The 15,416-nt window shown below is 59.8% G+C and carries 16 protein-coding genes; 7 read left to right on the forward strand and 9 right to left on the reverse strand.

Going from position 1 to position 15,416, the window contains the following annotated elements; genetic code table 11:
- Positions 1-53: 53 nt before the first annotated feature.
- The 3 genes from CXK96_RS08005 to guaA all read left to right on the forward strand — a co-directional run bounded on the left by CXK96_RS08005 (position 54) and on the right by guaA (position 3,882).
- A complete protein-coding gene (locus tag CXK96_RS08005) occupies positions 54-605 on the forward strand; it encodes a sugar ABC transporter ATPase (protein WP_102835931.1) in 552 nt (183 codons plus the stop codon).
- A gap of 126 nt (positions 606-731) precedes the next feature.
- Positions 732-2,201 (forward strand): IMP dehydrogenase, encoded by a 1,470-nt coding sequence (guaB, locus tag CXK96_RS08010; protein ID WP_102835932.1) that lies wholly within the window; start codon positions 732-734, stop codon positions 2,199-2,201.
- Between the two features lie 100 nt (positions 2,202-2,301).
- Complete coding sequence (gene guaA / locus CXK96_RS08015) at positions 2,302-3,882, forward strand: glutamine-hydrolyzing GMP synthase (protein ID WP_102836000.1); 1,581 nt, start codon at positions 2,302-2,304, stop codon at positions 3,880-3,882.
- 79 nt (positions 3,883-3,961) lie between these two features.
- Here guaA and CXK96_RS08020 read toward each other — a convergent pair whose 3' ends face one another.
- On the reverse strand, positions 3,962-5,014 hold the full coding sequence (locus CXK96_RS08020) for a GGDEF domain-containing protein (protein ID WP_102835933.1): 1,053 nt from the start codon (positions 5,012-5,014) through the stop codon (positions 3,962-3,964).
- Between the two features lie 574 nt (positions 5,015-5,588).
- The gene (locus CXK96_RS08025) at positions 5,589-6,422 is read right to left on the reverse strand and encodes a DUF1206 domain-containing protein (RefSeq protein WP_102835934.1); all 834 of its coding nucleotides are present in this window, start codon (positions 6,420-6,422) and stop codon (positions 5,589-5,591) included.
- 199 nt (positions 6,423-6,621) lie between these two features.
- On the opposite strand from CXK96_RS08025, the gene CXK96_RS08030 reads away from it, so the two are divergent.
- Positions 6,622-7,992: a multicopper oxidase family protein gene (locus CXK96_RS08030; RefSeq protein ID WP_102835935.1), complete on the forward strand. Its 1,371-nt coding sequence runs from the start codon at positions 6,622-6,624 to the stop codon at positions 7,990-7,992.
- A 25-nt stretch (positions 7,993-8,017) separates the two neighbouring features.
- Entirely contained in the window at positions 8,018-8,536 is a 519-nt protein-coding gene (tadA, locus tag CXK96_RS08035) for a tRNA adenosine(34) deaminase TadA (RefSeq protein ID WP_102835936.1), read from the forward strand.
- 15 nt (positions 8,537-8,551) lie between these two features.
- Here tadA and CXK96_RS08040 read toward each other — a convergent pair whose 3' ends face one another.
- Together CXK96_RS08040 and argF are read right to left on the reverse strand one after the other, a co-directional pair.
- Positions 8,552-9,661 (reverse strand): ABC transporter ATP-binding protein, encoded by a 1,110-nt coding sequence (locus CXK96_RS08040; RefSeq protein ID WP_102835937.1) that lies wholly within the window; start codon positions 9,659-9,661, stop codon positions 8,552-8,554.
- A complete protein-coding gene (gene argF, locus CXK96_RS08045; RefSeq protein WP_102835938.1) occupies positions 9,658-10,578 on the reverse strand; it encodes an ornithine carbamoyltransferase in 921 nt (306 codons plus the stop codon). The genes CXK96_RS08040 and argF overlap by 4 nt, the downstream gene beginning before the upstream one ends.
- Before the next feature lie 270 nt (positions 10,579-10,848).
- On the opposite strand from argF, the gene grxD reads away from it, so the two are divergent.
- On the forward strand, positions 10,849-11,175 hold the full coding sequence (gene grxD / locus CXK96_RS08050) for a Grx4 family monothiol glutaredoxin (RefSeq protein ID WP_019341028.1): 327 nt from the start codon (positions 10,849-10,851) through the stop codon (positions 11,173-11,175).
- 150 nt (positions 11,176-11,325) lie between these two features.
- Here the strand turns inward: grxD and bfr are convergent, their stop codons facing one another.
- On the reverse strand, positions 11,326-11,796 hold the full coding sequence (gene bfr / locus CXK96_RS08055) for a bacterioferritin (protein ID WP_102835939.1): 471 nt from the start codon (positions 11,794-11,796) through the stop codon (positions 11,326-11,328).
- Between the two features lie 198 nt (positions 11,797-11,994).
- A complete protein-coding gene (locus tag CXK96_RS08060) occupies positions 11,995-12,213 on the reverse strand; it encodes a bacterioferritin-associated ferredoxin (RefSeq protein WP_102835940.1) in 219 nt (72 codons plus the stop codon).
- A gap of 177 nt (positions 12,214-12,390) precedes the next feature.
- Between CXK96_RS08060 and CXK96_RS08065 the strand changes: the two genes are divergently transcribed.
- Positions 12,391-12,933, forward strand: a complete 543-nt coding sequence (locus CXK96_RS08065) for a YaeQ family protein (protein ID WP_102835941.1) — start codon at positions 12,391-12,393, stop codon at positions 12,931-12,933.
- A 116-nt stretch (positions 12,934-13,049) separates the two neighbouring features.
- Here CXK96_RS08065 and CXK96_RS08070 read toward each other — a convergent pair whose 3' ends face one another.
- From CXK96_RS08070 to CXK96_RS08080, 3 genes are read right to left on the reverse strand one after another with little or no spacing between them, the layout of a single operon-like run.
- Positions 13,050-13,964: a biotin-dependent carboxyltransferase family protein gene (locus CXK96_RS08070; protein ID WP_102835942.1), complete on the reverse strand. Its 915-nt coding sequence runs from the start codon at positions 13,962-13,964 to the stop codon at positions 13,050-13,052.
- A complete protein-coding gene (locus CXK96_RS08075; RefSeq protein ID WP_102835943.1) occupies positions 13,961-14,665 on the reverse strand; it encodes a 5-oxoprolinase subunit B family protein in 705 nt (234 codons plus the stop codon). Before CXK96_RS08075 ends, CXK96_RS08070 begins: the two co-directional genes overlap by 4 nt.
- A complete protein-coding gene (locus tag CXK96_RS08080; protein WP_102835944.1) occupies positions 14,662-15,411 on the reverse strand; it encodes a 5-oxoprolinase subunit PxpA in 750 nt (249 codons plus the stop codon). The genes CXK96_RS08075 and CXK96_RS08080 overlap by 4 nt, the downstream gene beginning before the upstream one ends.
- Between the last annotated feature and the right edge of the window lie 5 nt (positions 15,412-15,416).

The following is a 15,416-nucleotide window of genomic DNA, read 5'->3' on the forward strand; positions in this document are numbered from 1 at the left end:
AGCAAAGTACAGATTAAGCTGCGCCGCTTTCGTCACGTCCTTTCGAGCCAGTCATGAGCCACAGTCAAGCTATCGTCGTGCCGCGCATCTCAACGTTTCCCGGCCATGAAGCCAAGGCGCGGATGATCTTGCGCTGGCTCGCCGAGCGACGCGTCGTCGAGGCGCTGCCCACCACCTGCGGTCGTGGCGTTGGCGGTATGGGATATGCGATCGGACCGGGCGCACGCAGCGTCGTGCTGCACCCGGATCGCTTGCCGTTCGGCCAGGCGATCAATGGCTTGGAGGTGGTTTCCAAACGCTGCATCTATACCCCAACCCGGGACTTCGCCGAGGAGGCGGGATGCCCCGAGTGTCGCCGCGAAATCGGCGAAGCACTGTTTGACAGTCTCGATGAGTGGATGCCCGCGCAGACCGATACGTTCACCTGTCCGGAATGCGGACATGAGGACGACATAAACGGCTTTCTGTTCATCCCAGCCTGCGGCTTCTCCAATCTCGGCTTTATTTTCAACGGTTGGGGAGACGCAGTATTCAGCCAACCATTTCTTGACGAGTTCGCTGCACGCTTGGGATTCGCGGTTGCGGTAGTGGATGTAGAGGCGTGACCGGTCAGTCATTTGCGGGGCCAGGCGGAGCGGGTTGCACGCGATAGGCCGCACAACCGCATTGAGCGTAATGGTGTGCGTGGGTATAATGCCGCGCTTCCTTTTTCCCGCCTGGGAGCCCCCGCCATGCTGCGTATCAGCCAAGAAGCCCTGACTTTCGATGATGTTCTCCTGATCCCGGGATATTCCGAGGTCCTGCCGAAGGATGTCAGCCTCAAGACCCGCCTGACCCGCGAAATCGAGCTGAACATTCCCCTTGTTTCGGCGGCAATGGATACCGTCACCGAAGCCCGCCTGGCCATCGCCATGGCGCAGGAAGGTGGGATCGGCATCATTCACAAGAACATGAATGTCGAGCAGCAGGCTGCAGAGGTGCGCAAGGTCAAGCGCCACGAAACGGCCATTGTTCACGATCCGGCGACCGTGACCCCCGAAACCAAGATCAGCGAACTGCTGCGCAAGGCGCGCGAGCTTGGTTTCTCTGGCTTCCCTGTGGTCTCGGGCAAAGAACTGGTGGGTATTGTCACCGGGCGCGACCTGCGCTTTACGCCGAACGTCGGTGATTCGGTTGCCGCGATCATGACGCCGAAGGAAAAGCTGATCACCGTTCAGGAAGGCACGGGGCTCGAGGAAATCAAAGCCAAGCTGCATGAACATCGCATCGAAAAGATGCTGGTGGTGGACGGCAACTTCCACCTGCGTGGCCTTGTGACCTTCCGTGATATCGAGAAGGCCAAGACCTATCCGCTGGCATCCAAGGACGACCAGGGGCGCCTGCGTGTCGGTGCTGCGGTCGGCACCGGCGCCGACACTGCCGAGCGTGTCGAGGCCTTGGCAGCTGCAGGCGTTGACGTGATCGTGGTCGACACCGCGCACGGCCATTCCCGCGGCGTGCTCGATCGCGTGCGCTGGGTGAAGGACAACTTCCCGCAGGTCCAGGTCATCGGCGGCAACATTGCCACGGCTGAAGCCGCGCTGGATCTGGTCAAGGCTGGCGCCGATGCGGTCAAGGTCGGTATCGGCCCAGGCTCGATCTGCACCACGCGCATCGTCGCAGGTGTTGGTGTGCCGCAGATTTCCGCCATCGCTAACGTCTCCGCCGCACTTGAAGGCACCGGCGTGCCGATGATCGCCGACGGCGGCATCCGTTTCTCCGGTGACCTGTCGAAAGCCATTGTCGCTGGCGCCAATGCCGTGATGATGGGCTCGATGTTCGCCGGTACCGAAGAAGCTCCGGGCGAAATCGAACTGTTCCAGGGCCGTTCCTACAAGGCCTACCGCGGCATGGGTTCGCTGGGCGCCATGTCCCAGGCGCAGGGTTCCTCGGATCGTTACTTCCAGGACTCCTCTGCTGGTGCCGAGAAGCTGGTGCCGGAAGGCATCGAAGGGCGTGTGCCTTACAAAGGCTCGCTGGCTGCGATCATCCACCAGCTGATGGGCGGCCTGCGCGCCTCCATGGGCTACACCGGCAGCGCGACCATCGATCACATGCGTACCCATCCGCAGTTTGTGCGCATCACCGGTGCTGGCATGGCTGAGTCCCACGTCCATGACGTGCAGATCACCAAAGAGGCGCCCAACTACCGGGTTGGTTGATATTTCTGTCGCTGGAGGCTGATCGCCGAGCGGTTGGATGAGCAATGCCTCGTTCAGCTGCTTGCGTTCAGCCTTCAGCCGTTTTTCCCAGGGGAAAAAAATGGCCCATCAAGACATTCACGCTCACCGCATCCTGATCCTGGATTTCGGCTCGCAGTACACCCAGCTGATCGCCCGTCGCGTGCGCGAACTCGGCGTCTACTGCGAACTTCATCCGTTCGATATGCCGGATGAGGACATTCGCGCCTTCGCGCCGCGCGGCATCATCCTCGCTGGCGGCCCGGAGTCGGTGCATGCCGAAGGCAGCCCGCGCGCACCGCAGGCAGTGTTCGATCTCGGTGTACCGCTGTTCGGCATCTGCTACGGCATGCAGACCATGTCCGAGCAGCTCGGCGGCAAGGTCCAGGGTTCGGATGAGCGTGAGTTCGGCTATGCGCGCGTCGATCTGGTTGGCAAGTCCAAGCTGTTCGACGGTATCGAAGACCATATGGACGACGACGGCGTGTTCGGCCTTGACGTCTGGATGAGCCACGGCGACAAGGTTACCGACTTGCCGGCTGGCTTCCGTATTCTGGCCAGCACCCCGAGCTGCGCGATTGCTGCGATGGGCGACGATGACCGCCGCTACTACGGCGTGCAGTTCCACCCGGAAGTCACCCACACCCGCCAGGGCGGGCGCATCCTGTCGCGCTTCCTGCTTGAAATATGCGGCTGCGAAGCGCTGTGGACACCGTCCAACATCGTTGACGATCTGGTCGAACAAGTTCGCAATCAGGTCGGTTCGGCCAACGTGCTGCTGGGCCTGTCCGGCGGCGTGGATTCCTCGGTGGTCGCGGCGCTGCTGCACAAGGCTATTGGCGATCAGCTGACCTGTGTATTCGTCGACAACGGCCTGCTGCGCTTGCACGAAGGCGATCAGGTGATGGCGATGTTTGCCGAGAACATGGGCGTCAAGGTGATCCGCGCCGACGCTGAAGCGCAGTTTCTCGACAACCTCGCAGGCGAAGCCGATCCAGAGAAGAAACGCAAGATCATCGGCCGTACCTTCATCGACGTCTTCGATGCCCAGGCCAGCAAGCTCGACAACATTCAGTACCTCGCCCAAGGCACCATCTACCCGGACGTCATCGAGTCCGCCGGTGCCAAGAGCGGCAAGGCGCATGTGATCAAGTCCCACCACAACGTCGGTGGCCTGCCGGAGGAAATGAACCTCAAGCTGGTCGAGCCGCTGCGCGAGTTGTTCAAGGACGAAGTCCGCAAGATCGGTCTCGAACTCGGCCTGCCGTACGATATGGTCTATCGCCATCCGTTCCCGGGCCCGGGGCTGGGCGTGCGCATCCTCGGCGAAGTTAAGAAGGAATACGCCGACCTGCTGCGTCGCGCTGACCACATCTTCATTCAGGAGCTCCGCAACTTCGACTGGTACCACAAGACCAGCCAGGCCTTCGTAGTCTTCCAGCCGGTTAAATCGGTCGGTGTCGTTGGCGACGGCCGTCGCTACGCCTGGGTCGTCGCGCTGCGTGCGGTGGAAACCATCGACTTCATGACCGCGCGCTGGGCGCATCTGCCGTATGAGCTGCTGGAGAAGGTCTCCAACCGCATCATTAACGAAATCGAAGGCATCTCGCGCGTCACCTACGATGTGTCGAGCAAGCCGCCAGCTACCATTGAATGGGAATGATCGGACGTCTGGCGCTGGCCGACATCGATTAGCAGAAAGCCTGAAGCCCGCGTGACTGCGGGCTTTTGGTTATTTGGCGCTATCCCTCAGCGACTTCTACCCTGTTACGCCCCGCCGATTTACTTTCGTAGAGCGCAACGTCGGCTCGTGCAATCGCATCACTGAGCAACTCGTCTGCACGATATTGGGTGATGCCGATCGACAGCGTAACGCAGACACGTATGCCATCACTGTAGAGTTCGAGCTCCTCGACACGCTTGCGTATACGCTCGGCGCTTTCGCCTGCATGGTTGAAATTCGTATCCGGCAGAATGGCCAGAAACTCTTCGCCGCCCCAACGGCCGATAAAATCCTGTTCGCGCATTGATTGTTTGAGCAGATCGCTCACCGCTTGGAGGACGCGGTCGCCCATATCGTGGCCGTACTGGTCATTGACCTGCTTGAAGTGATCGATGTCCATCAGCATCAAGGTGAGGTTGGTGGGATGGCGCTGGTGTCTCGCCAGGACCTTTTCGGTAAGTTCGATCATGTGTCGACGATTGAATAGGCCGGTCAGTGAATCGGTGGTTGCCATCGAGGCCAGCTTCTTGTGTGCCCGTGTCACCGTGGCCACATAGAACAGCGCGAGATAGCTGAACATGCAGAACACTACGGTAAGGTTGAACACGTGCACGCCCAGCAGCGCGCTGGAGGAGATAGGTTGCAGCGGTTCAATGAACCACATCAATACGTCGAGCCCGACGTAGTAAGCCCATAGCCAACCCGCGTATATCCAGGCGGTGCGTGTGGGCATGCTGACGAACAGGGCCGGAATAAACATCAGCAGGTAATAGTGGAAGCCGCTTTCCCAACCAATTAGCACCGTTCCCAGTCCGGCATGAACAAGCACTTCAACACGTATCAGCATGACCGCAAGCTGATTTCTTCGCTGTTGGAATGCGCGATAGGCATAGATATACATGGCCACGCTGACCACGTTTATCCAGGCCAGAATCGGTGAACCAAGAATGAGGAATATGAATAAAAAGGCTACATCGACGCTACCCGCCAACTGACAGCAACGCATCGAGAGCTGCCAGAACTCCGGGCGGGCGTCGCGCTGGCGAAGGTGTTCCGGTTGTGTTCCTTGCATCGATGCTATTCCTTGAACTCCGGTTCTATCGCGCCGGCTTTTTGAGCGGACTGCCTCGGAAACCTAGCAAAATAGGGCGGGAGAGCAGTTTGCAGGGCATCTCAAGCACGTTACGAGGCTAGAGGGTCGCTGTCTAGTGGCCACTGGCCCTGTGCCTTCAATAGCCATGTTTCTCAACAGGCTTACGATCGAGTCGCAGCAGCCGCCGACTTAGGCGCCGCTGCCATACCTGTGTTTTTTTCAACAGCTCAGAGGCGTGAAGCAACGCAGGACGATCTTCCGTGCTTGTGTTGAAATTCGATTGGCCGCACTGCTGGTGTGAGCCGGGCGGCCCGTGTATCGCTAAGCAGCGTAGTTTTGTAAACGTTGCGATGCGAGTTTGGAGAGCCTGCGTAAACGCTGGCGATCCCGCCTTCACTCGCTTTCAAACAAGACTTTCTTAGCTCAGTCGTGTTCCTGAGGGGACAGTAGGGTGGTCGTGTCCGCGTGGAAGGTAACTCAGCCGCTCCATTCCCGGACCACTTTGGCGAGCAGAAGCCCCGACGTGCCGGGGCTTCTACTTTGCAGCGTTCAATCAGTGCATGACGGCGGGCGTGTCGATACGGCGCCAGATGGCTTCGGAAAAACTGTAAACCGCAAATGCGACCAGCCCAAGGCCGACCAGCGAAAGCCAAAATGCCCCAAACGGCAGATTCTGCAGAGCATTCAGGGCGTCCTCCAGCCCCGGCGGATCGGTTGGCTCGTAGCGGCTGCCGCCAGTGAAAAGCATGCCAGCAACGACCAGAAAGGCAACGCCGCGGGCAATAAGGCCGGCCCGAGAAATCGGGCGAACCCATTTCATGACGTGTTCAGAGGCGTAGAAATACTTTTCGAACTTGGCTTTCCAGCCCTTGATGATGTGGGCGATACCGACGCCAAGCGGCACAAGCGCAACCAGGTAGATTAGATAGTTCGAGTATTTCCATCCAAGTACGCCAGACAGGAAGTCGCCGCCACCTGAGCCACCACCGCTCCCGGAGCTGCCAATGGAACTGCCAAGCAGCCCAAGGGTAAACAGCGCAAGCAAGGTATAGGTCACGGCGCTGCCGACGAGACCAGCGCGGATCAGCAATCCCTTGCCGTCGGTGCCATGGCCTTCCGGATCGGTTATTGCCTGCGTCAGTCGCCACGCCACGTAGGCCACGAGGCCGACAACCATGATCCAGAGCAAGGTCTGCCCGAAGGGCTGCCCTAACAATTGCTGAATGGCACCTTTGGTACCAACAGTTTTACCGCTACCGATGCCGGCCATGAAGGCGAATATACCGATGATCAGATAGACAACGCCTCTGGCGGCGTAGCCGCTACGAGCGAGCCAGGTAATGCCTCTGCTGACTTCACCCTTGGCTTGGGCTGCTGTGGGGTGCATGGCGCCTCCTCAATTGGAATGAGTGTCTCCGCAGTAGACGCGGGATCAGGCGCAAGGGTTCGCTTCTATTGATCAACGGGTTCGCTGTGCGTCTAGCCCGGCTGCGAGTTGGCCCGCGAAGCTGTAGCATGTCGCAAATGCGAGCGATTCCAATCTAGTTACTGGTGTAACGGCTCGTGCAGTTTTTGATGAGAAAGAAATGACTTTTACCCGAAGAAAGATGCTGGTTGGGTTGGCTGGGCTCGCTACGTTGGGCGTTGTCGGTGGCGGAGCACGGTACTGGATCGGGCGGCCCGCCGATCCTGTGACCCACGATTACGAGCTGATCGCCGCTCCAGCCGATATCGAGCTTATCGCAGGCACCAAGACCCCAGCATGGTGCTACGGCGGACAAGCGCCTGGCTTGGAGCTGCGCGCCAGGCAGGGCGAATGGCTGCGAGTGCGCTTTATCAATCATCTACCCGAGCCCACTACGATTCATTGGCACGGCATCCGCCTGCCGCTGAACATGGACGGGGTGCCGTATGTTTCGCAATTGCCCGTATTGCCCGGGGAGTCGTTCGACTACCTCTTTCAGGTCCCGGATGCGGGGAGTTTCTGGTATCACCCGCACACTTCGAGCGCCGAGCAGTTGGGGCGTGGGCTGGTGGGGCCCTTGATTGTCGAAGAACGCGAGCCGAGCGGCTTTCGTCATGAGCGAACGCTGAGCCTGAAAAACTGGCATATCGACAAGCAAGGCGCATTCACCGATTTCAGCGTGCCCCGTGAGGCCGCGCGGGGAGGGACGCCTGGTGTGCTCTCGACCGTCAACGGGGAGCACGCGCCGACCCTTGAGTTGCCGGCAGGCCAAGTAGTGCGCTTGCGCCTCATCAATCTCACCAACACCGTGACCTACCGAGTGAACCTGCCAGGTGGCGACGCGCGTATTTACGCGATCGATGGCAACCCGGTTGCTCCGCGCCCGTTAGGTAAAACCTATTGGCTCGGCCCAGGCATGCGTATTGATCTGGCGGTGAAAGTCCCGCCTGCCGGGGAAGCGCTGTCCTTGCGTAATGGCCCGCTGCGGCTGGCGACGCTCGCCTCCGTGGCTACCGCCGAGGTCGAAGGCGATTGGCCTGCACCGCTGCCTGCCAATCCGGTTGCAGAGCCGGACCTGCAGCGAGCGGAAACCCTGCGTTTTAATTTCGAATGGGCTGGCACCCTGTCCAGTGATGCCGGGCAGGGCGATACCTTCACGTTCTGGCAGATCAACGGCCAGGCCTGGGACATCAACGATAAGACCTGTGCGGACCGCCCGATTGCTACATTGAAGAAAGACGGTCATTACATATTCGAGCTGCGCAACCTCAGCCAGTATCAGCATCCAATCCATCTGCACGGGCTGACATTCAAGGTCATTTCGTCCAACCGAAAGCGCATCGATCCCTGGTATACCGATACCTACCTGCTCGGCAAGAACGAGACGGCAAGAATCGCGCTGGTGGCGGATAATCCCGGGGTGTGGATGTTCCACTGCCACGTCATCGATCACATGGAAACCGGATTGATGGCGGCGATTGAAGTGGTTTGAGGGCAGTAGTAGCCGGACGGAATAAATGAAAAGACCTATGATCATCGACCGTTCCCGTGATGATGAATTCATGCGCGAGGCGTTGGCCCTTGCCGCCGAAGGGGCAAGACTCGGGGAAGTCCCGGTCGGTGCGGTGGTGGTACACAACGGCCAGATAATTGGCAGGGGTTTCAATTGCCCGATCTCGAGCCACGACCCGAGCGCCCACGCTGAGATGGTCGCTGTTCGCGACGCAGCGTCGAAGCTGGAGAACTATCGCTTACCGGAGAGCACGCTGTACGTGACGCTCGAGCCCTGCAGTATGTGCGCGGGTTTGATCGTCCATTCACGCGTGCAACGAGTGGTATACGGCGCAACGGAGCCCAAGGCGGGGGTTGCGGTCAGTCGGGGCCAGTTTTTCTCCCAGGATTTTCTCAATCATCGGGTGTTGATCGAAGGTGGCGTCGCTGCGGAGCGTTGCAGCGAGATACTGACTGAGTTCTTCAGGGCGCGACGCCTCAAATCACGCGGCGGCGAGGCGATGGAGATTCGGTCAGAGGAGTAACGGCGGGGGCTGAGCTCAAACGTTGCTGCTGTAACGCCGCACGCCCGCTTCTGGCAGTTTTTCATAGGCGGCCACGCTGCCCTGCGCCGGGAACACCACTAGATGGTCGGCAGCGATGCCAATGCCCACTTCCTGGCCGGTCGGGTAGTCCGCGTGGCTGGGAAATATTCCCTCGAGTTGATTGCCGGTAGGCAACTGCAGTCGATACAAGGTCGAGGCACCAAGGAAAGTCTTGCCAACAATGAGCGCCTTGAGCCTGCTCTCCGGTGAGTAGACGATGTCATCCGGACGCAGCAGAACGTCCACTGAGCTGCCAGCCGGCATGGTGTAGGCGCGGTTGCCGCGAATGACGCCCAGTTCGGTCTGCACCGTCTCCGGGTCGATCAGCTGGCCACGAATGAAGTAGCCCTGGCCGATGAAGCTCGCCACAAAAGGTGTAAGCGGCTCATGGTAGAGGTTGAAAGGGGTGTCCCACTGTTCCAGCCGACCATCCTTGAATACGCCGACCTGGTCACTGACGGCGAAGGCTTCTTCCTGATCGTGGGTGACGAGGATCGCGCTGGTACCACGCGCCTTCAGAATCTCGCGGACTTCATGGCTCAAGCGTCGGCGCAGGTCGCCGTCGAGGTTGGAGAACGGTTCATCTAGCAGGAGCAGTTCCGGCTCGGGTGCAAGTGCTCGGGCGAGCGCAACGCGTTGCTGCTGGCCGCCGGAGAGCTCGTGTGGGTAACGCTTGCCGAGCGGGGAGAGATGCACCAGATCGAGCATTTCGCGCACGATGCGTTGCGATTGCGGATGCTTGCGAATCCCGAAGGCGATATTTTCGGTCACCGTCAGATGCGGGAAAAGGGCATAGTCCTGGAACACCATGCCGACCCGGCGCTTCTCGGGTGCCAAGGTGAAACCTCGCCGCGAAAGCACTTCGCCGCCTAGTTGGATCTCACCATCGTTGACGTGCTCGAATCCGGCGATAGCCCGTAACGTAGTGGTCTTACCGCAACCGGATGGCCCGAGAAGGCAGCCGATATCACCGCGATTCAGGTGCAGATTGAGGTTCTGCACAATGCTCTGTTCGCCATAACCGCAGGCGAGGTCGCGCAGGTGGAGCAGCGGCTCATGGCTCATGCGTGGTGGTAAGCCGGCTCGACCAGAAACTCAAGCAGGGCTTTCTGCACATGCAGACGGTTTTCGGCCTGTTGCCAGGCGACTGCACGCTTGTCGTCGAGCACATCGTGGCTGATTTCTTCGCCGCGATGTGCCGGCAGGCAATGCATGAACAGAACGTCTTCAGCGGCCGCGTCGAGCAAGGCCCGGTCGACCTGATACGGCCGGAAGGTGGCCATGCGTGCGGCGACTTCATCTTCCTGGCCCATGGAGGCCCAAACGTCGGTGCTGACCAGGTGCGCGCCAGCCACTGCTTCGCGTGGGTCGCGGAATATCTGCACCCGGTCACCGGCCTGCGCAAGCAGCTCGCTGTCGGGCTCGTAGCCCTCAGGGCAAGCGATACGCAGCTGGAAATCGAACTGAAGCGCCGCCTCCATATAGGAGTTGCACATGTTATTGCCGTCGCCGATCCACGCTGCGGTCTTGCCCGCGATACTGCCGCGCAACTCATGAAACGTCTGCATGTCGGCCATCAATTGGCAAGGGTGCAGATCATCCGACAGGCCGTTAATTACCGGTACCGAAGAGTTCGCCGCAAACTCGGTCAGCGTTGAATGAGCGAAAGTGCGGATCATGATGGCGTCGAGCATGCTCGACATGACGATGGCGGAGTCGCTGATCGGTTCGCCGCGACCCAGCTGCGTGTCGCGCGGTGAAAGGAATACGGCTTGGCCGCCGAGCTGGATCATTCCTGCTTCGAAAGACAGTCTCGTGCGGGTCGAAGCTTTTTCGAAAATCATGCCCAGAACGCGGTTTTTCAGCGGCTCGAACAGAATGCCGCGCTCGCGCAGATCCTTCAGCTCGATGCCGCGACGGACCAGGCCTAACAGCTCCTGGGGCGTGCAGTCCATCAGTGAGAGAAAGTGCCTTGCGCTCATATCAACTACCTTTCATTGCCGCAGTCGAGGCCGGAGATTTCGACGAAATAGAAGGGCCTACGACAGGGGTCGCATAGATGGCGACGAAACGGGAAAGGCGCGATCTTATCCAGAAAGCCTCAGCCGGCGCAAATCGGCCTCAGCGCGCCAGAATCGTGCGCTTCAGGGAAGCTGTGCTGCACGAGCGTTAATAAAAGCCGAGCCCGCGACTCGGCTTTTAGGCTGCTGTTCTGTACAATGCGCGGCAACCGAGACTAGCCGAGGTGCCCCATGGATATCATCGAAACCATCAAAGAGCAGATCGAAAAGAACCCGGTGCTGCTTTACATGAAAGGCTCGCCCAATGCACCGCAGTGCGGCTTTTCCGCCCGTGCGACCCAGGCTGTGATGGGCTGTGGTGAGAAGTTCGCCTACGTCGACATCCTGCAAAATCCTGAAATTCGTACCAATCTACCGAAATATGCCAACTGGCCGACCTTTCCCCAGTTGTGGGTGGATGGCGAGTTGGTCGGTGGCAGCGACATCATTCTTGAGATGTTCGAAAAGGGCGAGTTGCAACCGCTGATCAAGCAAGCCGTTGAAAAAGCTGGCGCTTGATAGCTACTCCGAAAAACCCGCTAAAGAGCGGGTTTTTTTATGCCTACGTTTAGGCAAGCTTCGATATTTCAGCGTGATGTGACGTTCAGTTGCGTCAGGCAATAAAGAAAACGGGAGCCTAGGCTCCCGTTTTCGTTGAAAAGCGACGGTTTACTCGTCCATCTGCGACTGGAGGTAGTTCTCCATGCCAACCTTGCCGATCAGGCTCAGTTGAGTCTCCAGCCAGTCGATGTGTTCTTCTTCGGATTCAAGAATGTCTTCAAGCAGCTCGCGGGTGCCGTAATCGCCGACGCTTTCACAATAGGCGATGGCAACCTTCAAATCCTGTATGCCGCCTTGCTCGAGCTTGAGGTCGCAGTCGAGCATCTCGCGGGTGTTTTCACCGATCAGCAGCTTTCCCAGATCCTGCAGATTGGGCAGGCCTTCGAGAAAGAGGATGCGCTTGATCAGCTTGTCCGCATGCTTCATCTCGTCGATGGATTCTTTGTACTCATGCTTGCCGAGCTTGCCGAGGCCCCAATCTTCGTACATGCGTGCATGCAGGAAGTACTGGTTGATTGCGACCAGTTCGTTGCCAAGAATCTTGTTCAGATGCTGAATGACCAGCTTGTCGCCTTTCATGTCGGTGCCCTGCGTCGAATCGGGTTCGTTAATAAGCGCAGTCTGGCCACGAACCTAGGTGCTGTCAAACCTAAGTCCTTGAATGATAAAGGGTAAAGCGAAATAAGAATAAGTCTGTTCCGCGACTGGCGGCCAAGGCCTTGATTCGCGGGCAGAAAAAAGCCGGGCATGTGCCCGGCTCGGGTAAATCGATGTGGATCAGGCGGGTGAGAATCCCGCTGGGTAAGCAAGGGAGGCGCTGGCGTTCTGTATATCGCTCAGGGTTTCGCGAACAACCTGTTTGGCGACGCAGGCGCACTTACCGCATTGGGTGGCAACGCCAGTGGCATCTCGCACTTCACGATAGCTGCAGCAACCTTCATAGATGGCTTCACGGATCTGGCCGTCGGTAACGCCCTGGCAAAGACACACGTACATATGAACTACCCGTTGGGTCTGCGAATGTGGTGGATGCTAAATATAATGAGAACGATTGTCAAATAACGTTCGTCGGATTTTTCCTGCTCGTTATGGCATTGAAAGGCGTGCTACGAGCGGCTCTGAAATTGTGCCGATACGCTAAACTGCGTCTCCTTTTTCCCGTCCGGAGCTGTCATGGCCCTGCAAGCCACACCGTATAAGGTCGAGATCAATCTCACCGATCTTGATCGCCACGTTTATCAGGATCTGCGCTTTACCGTTGCTCGGCATCCCTCTGAGACAGAGGAGCGCCTGGTCGCAAGGCTGATCGCCTACGTGCTCTGGTATGACGAAAAGCTTGCCTTCGGTCGGGGGCTGTCGGATGTCGATGAACCCGCGTTGTGGGAAAAGAGCCTCGATGACCGCGTGCTGCACTGGATCGAAGTCGGCCAGCCGGATGCTGAGCGGATCACCTGGTGCTCGCGCCGCGCGGAACGCTTCAGCTTGGTCGCTTACGGGAATCTGCGGGTATGGCAGACGAAGGTGCTCGACAGCGTGCGCAGCCTGAAAAAAATCAACGTGGTGGCGGTGGGGCAGGAGGCACTGGAATCAGTGGCGCGCGATTTGCCCAGGGCGATCAGCTGGAGCGTGATGGTCAGTGAGGGTTCATTGTTCATCACCGATGAGCGCGGCCAGCATGAAGTGCCGCTTGAGTGGCTGATTGGGGAGCGCGGCTAAGGCGTTCGCCGACTGTATTGGCTCCCATGCCTGAATCAGGATCGCCAGGATCGGGTTACCCATACCGTGCTCCTACAGGCCGGGCTGCCGTCTGTGGTATCTCGCCGCTGTCACCCTTATTGCCACTGGGCGAGTAACAGGCGTTGCTCGCGTTGCGCAGCCTGCAGGGCTTTCGGCTTCAAATGGACCTCGGTGCCGGGCAGGCACTGCGCCAGGCGCGCCACCGCAAGTGGCGTCAGTGCGCCCAGCCTCGGGTAACCGCCAATGGTTTGCCGGTCATTGAGCAGCACGATAGGCTGGCCATCCGGCGGCACTTGGATAGCACCCAGCGGCACGCCTTCGGAAATCATCGACTGCCGCGAACTGCGCAGCACTGGCCCCAGCAGGCGGATGCCCATACGGTCTGCACGCTGGTCGACCGTCCAAGGGCGGTTGAACACGTCGAACAGGCTCTGGCCGCTGAAATCTCCGATCTGCGCGCCCAGCACGACCTCTAGTGGCGTATCGCTAAACAGTGGAGGGTTCTGTTCAGAGCCCAATTCGCGTGCGCTAGCAGGGGCGCCACTGTAAATCAGCCGATCACCGTCGATCAGGGGCTGGCCATCGCCGTGCAGGCCGCCGAGTCCCTCTCGGCGCACCGTAGCGCAGCTACCCAGGAGTTGCGGCGCCGCGAATCCGCCCGGCGCGGCGAGATAGGCCCGCACGCCCAGTTGCGGCGTGCCGAAGCGCAGACGCTGTCCTTTGCGGATGGTGAAACTGCGCCCCGGCGCGATGGGCTGTCCTTCGAGTGTCGCCGCGAGGTCGGCGCCACACAGGGCCAGGCAGCTATCTGTCTCAGCGAGCAGAGTCAGATTGCCGAGCGTGATTTCCACCGTGGCGGCATGAAGTGGATTACCCAGCAGCCAGTTGGCCCAGGATTGCGATACCCAATCAGCAGCACCGCCCTGGGTCACACCAAGATGACGGACGCCGAATCGACCGCCGTCCTGCAAGCTGGCCAAGGCGCCGCTGCGCTCGATCAGCAGGGTCATGACGTCACCTCGTACGGCGTGTCGTCTCCGCCTAGCCTGACGAATTCGGCGTGATCGATGGGCTGAAAACGGACCCTGCCACCGGGTTGCCAGATGCTGTAGCCATCCAGCTCACGATCAAACAGGCGGGTCGGGCTGCGCCCGATAAGGTTCCAGCCGCCGGGAGAAACCAGCGGATAGATGGCCGTCTGGCGATCAGCGATACCCAGGCTGCCGGCCGGGACTCGCTTACGCGGCGTTTGCAGGCGCGGGCTGGCGAGGCATTCGTCGACCAGCCCCATGAAGGCGAAGCCCGGCGCAAATCCCAGCGCAAAAACCTGGTAGGTGCGGGCGCTGTGCCGTTCGATCACGCCCGCCATGCCGAGCCCGCTGCGTTGGCCCAATGCCTCTAGTTCGGGGCCTACGCTCGGGTCGTACCACACCGGAATGTTCAGTTCCCGCGCCTGTCCGCAAGCGTCTGGCTGCAGGTTGTGCAGCGCTTCGGCCACTCGCTGACGCGCCTGATCGTCGTCGAGCTGGCGCAGGTCGTAGTGCACCAGCAAGGTGGTGTAGGAGGGCACCAGATCTAGCAACGCCTCACCGAAGGCATCGCGCAGCCGTCCGGTTGCCGCGAGCAGCCAGGGCATGTGGGCTTCGTCGATCTCGTCGAACAGGCGCAGCATCAGACAGTCGATGCCGACGACCTCTATCCGTGGCTTCATCCGGCCAGGTTCTCGAGTGCCAGGCGTATCCGCTGGACTGCGGCAACAGAGCCGGCATTGTCTCCGTGTACGCAGAGGGTGTCGGCAAGCAGCCTCAGCGGGCTGCCGTCGCTGGCGACGAGCGCTTCGCCCATGGCCAGGCTCAGAGCCTGGGCGGCGACCGTCTCGGTGTCGTGATGTACGGCGCCGGGCTGATCACGGGAGACCAGCCTGCCGTCTGGATCATAGGCGCGGTCAGCAAACACCTCGAACCACAGGGTCACGCCAAGCTCGTCACCCAGCGTCTGGGCGGCGCTGTTGTCGCGGGTCGACATCAGCATCAAGGGCAGCGTTGGCGAGTAGGCGATGACGGCTTTCATGACCGCGCGAAGCAGTTCGGGCTTGCGCATCATGTCGTTGTAGAGAGCTCCGTGGGGTTTGACATAGCTGACCTGGTTGCCCTCCGCGCGGCAGATGCCTTCCAGCGCGCCGATCTGATAGAGCAGCATGTTCTCCACCTCGTCCGGGCTGCAAGCCATGGAGCGGCGCCCGAAACCGGCCAGGTCAGGGTAGGCCGGGTGCGCACCGATCATGACCTGATGCTCTGTGGCCAGGGCCACTGTGCGGCGCATGATTTGCGGGTCCGACGCGTGAAATCCACAAGCTACGTTTGCACAATCGATGAAAGGCATGACTTCGGCGTCCAGACCCATTGTCCAGGCTCCGAAACTCTCGCCAATGTCGCAATTAAGTAGCAGGCGCTTCATGCCGG

It is taken from the genome of Stutzerimonas stutzeri (assembly GCF_002890895.1).
Classification (GTDB): Bacteria; Pseudomonadota; Gammaproteobacteria; order Pseudomonadales; family Pseudomonadaceae; genus Stutzerimonas; species Stutzerimonas stutzeri_AB.

Bases quoted from the DNA above. Each gene is read 5' to 3' on its own strand.
- CXK96_RS08005 (WP_102835931.1), top strand. From the start codon at position 54: ATGAGCCACAGTCAAGCTATCGTCGTGCCGCGCATCTCAACGTTTCCC.
- guaB (WP_102835932.1), top strand. From the start codon at position 732: ATGCTGCGTATCAGCCAAGAAGCCCTGACTTTCGATGATGTTCTCCTG.
- guaA (WP_102836000.1), top strand. From the start codon at position 2,302: ATGGCCCATCAAGACATTCACGCTCACCGCATCCTGATCCTGGATTTC.
- CXK96_RS08020 (WP_102835933.1), bottom strand. From the start codon at position 5,014: ATGCAAGGAACACAACCGGAACACCTTCGCCAGCGCGACGCCCGCCCG.
- CXK96_RS08025 (WP_102835934.1), bottom strand. From the start codon at position 6,422: ATGCACCCCACAGCAGCCCAAGCCAAGGGTGAAGTCAGCAGAGGCATT.
- CXK96_RS08030 (WP_102835935.1), top strand. From the start codon at position 6,622: ATGACTTTTACCCGAAGAAAGATGCTGGTTGGGTTGGCTGGGCTCGCT.
- tadA (WP_102835936.1), top strand. From the start codon at position 8,018: ATGAAAAGACCTATGATCATCGACCGTTCCCGTGATGATGAATTCATG.
- CXK96_RS08040 (WP_102835937.1), bottom strand. From the start codon at position 9,661: ATGAGCCATGAGCCGCTGCTCCACCTGCGCGACCTCGCCTGCGGTTAT.
- argF (WP_102835938.1), bottom strand. From the start codon at position 10,578: ATGAGCGCAAGGCACTTTCTCTCACTGATGGACTGCACGCCCCAGGAG.
- grxD (WP_019341028.1), top strand. From the start codon at position 10,849: ATGGATATCATCGAAACCATCAAAGAGCAGATCGAAAAGAACCCGGTG.
- bfr (WP_102835939.1), bottom strand. From the start codon at position 11,796: ATGAAAGGCGACAAGCTGGTCATTCAGCATCTGAACAAGATTCTTGGC.
- CXK96_RS08060 (WP_102835940.1), bottom strand. From the start codon at position 12,213: ATGTACGTGTGTCTTTGCCAGGGCGTTACCGACGGCCAGATCCGTGAA.
- CXK96_RS08065 (WP_102835941.1), top strand. From the start codon at position 12,391: ATGGCCCTGCAAGCCACACCGTATAAGGTCGAGATCAATCTCACCGAT.
- CXK96_RS08070 (WP_102835942.1), bottom strand. From the start codon at position 13,964: ATGACCCTGCTGATCGAGCGCAGCGGCGCCTTGGCCAGCTTGCAGGAC.
- CXK96_RS08075 (WP_102835943.1), bottom strand. From the start codon at position 14,665: ATGAAGCCACGGATAGAGGTCGTCGGCATCGACTGTCTGATGCTGCGC.
- CXK96_RS08080 (WP_102835944.1), bottom strand. From the start codon at position 15,411: ATGAAGCGCCTGCTACTTAATTGCGACATTGGCGAGAGTTTCGGAGCC.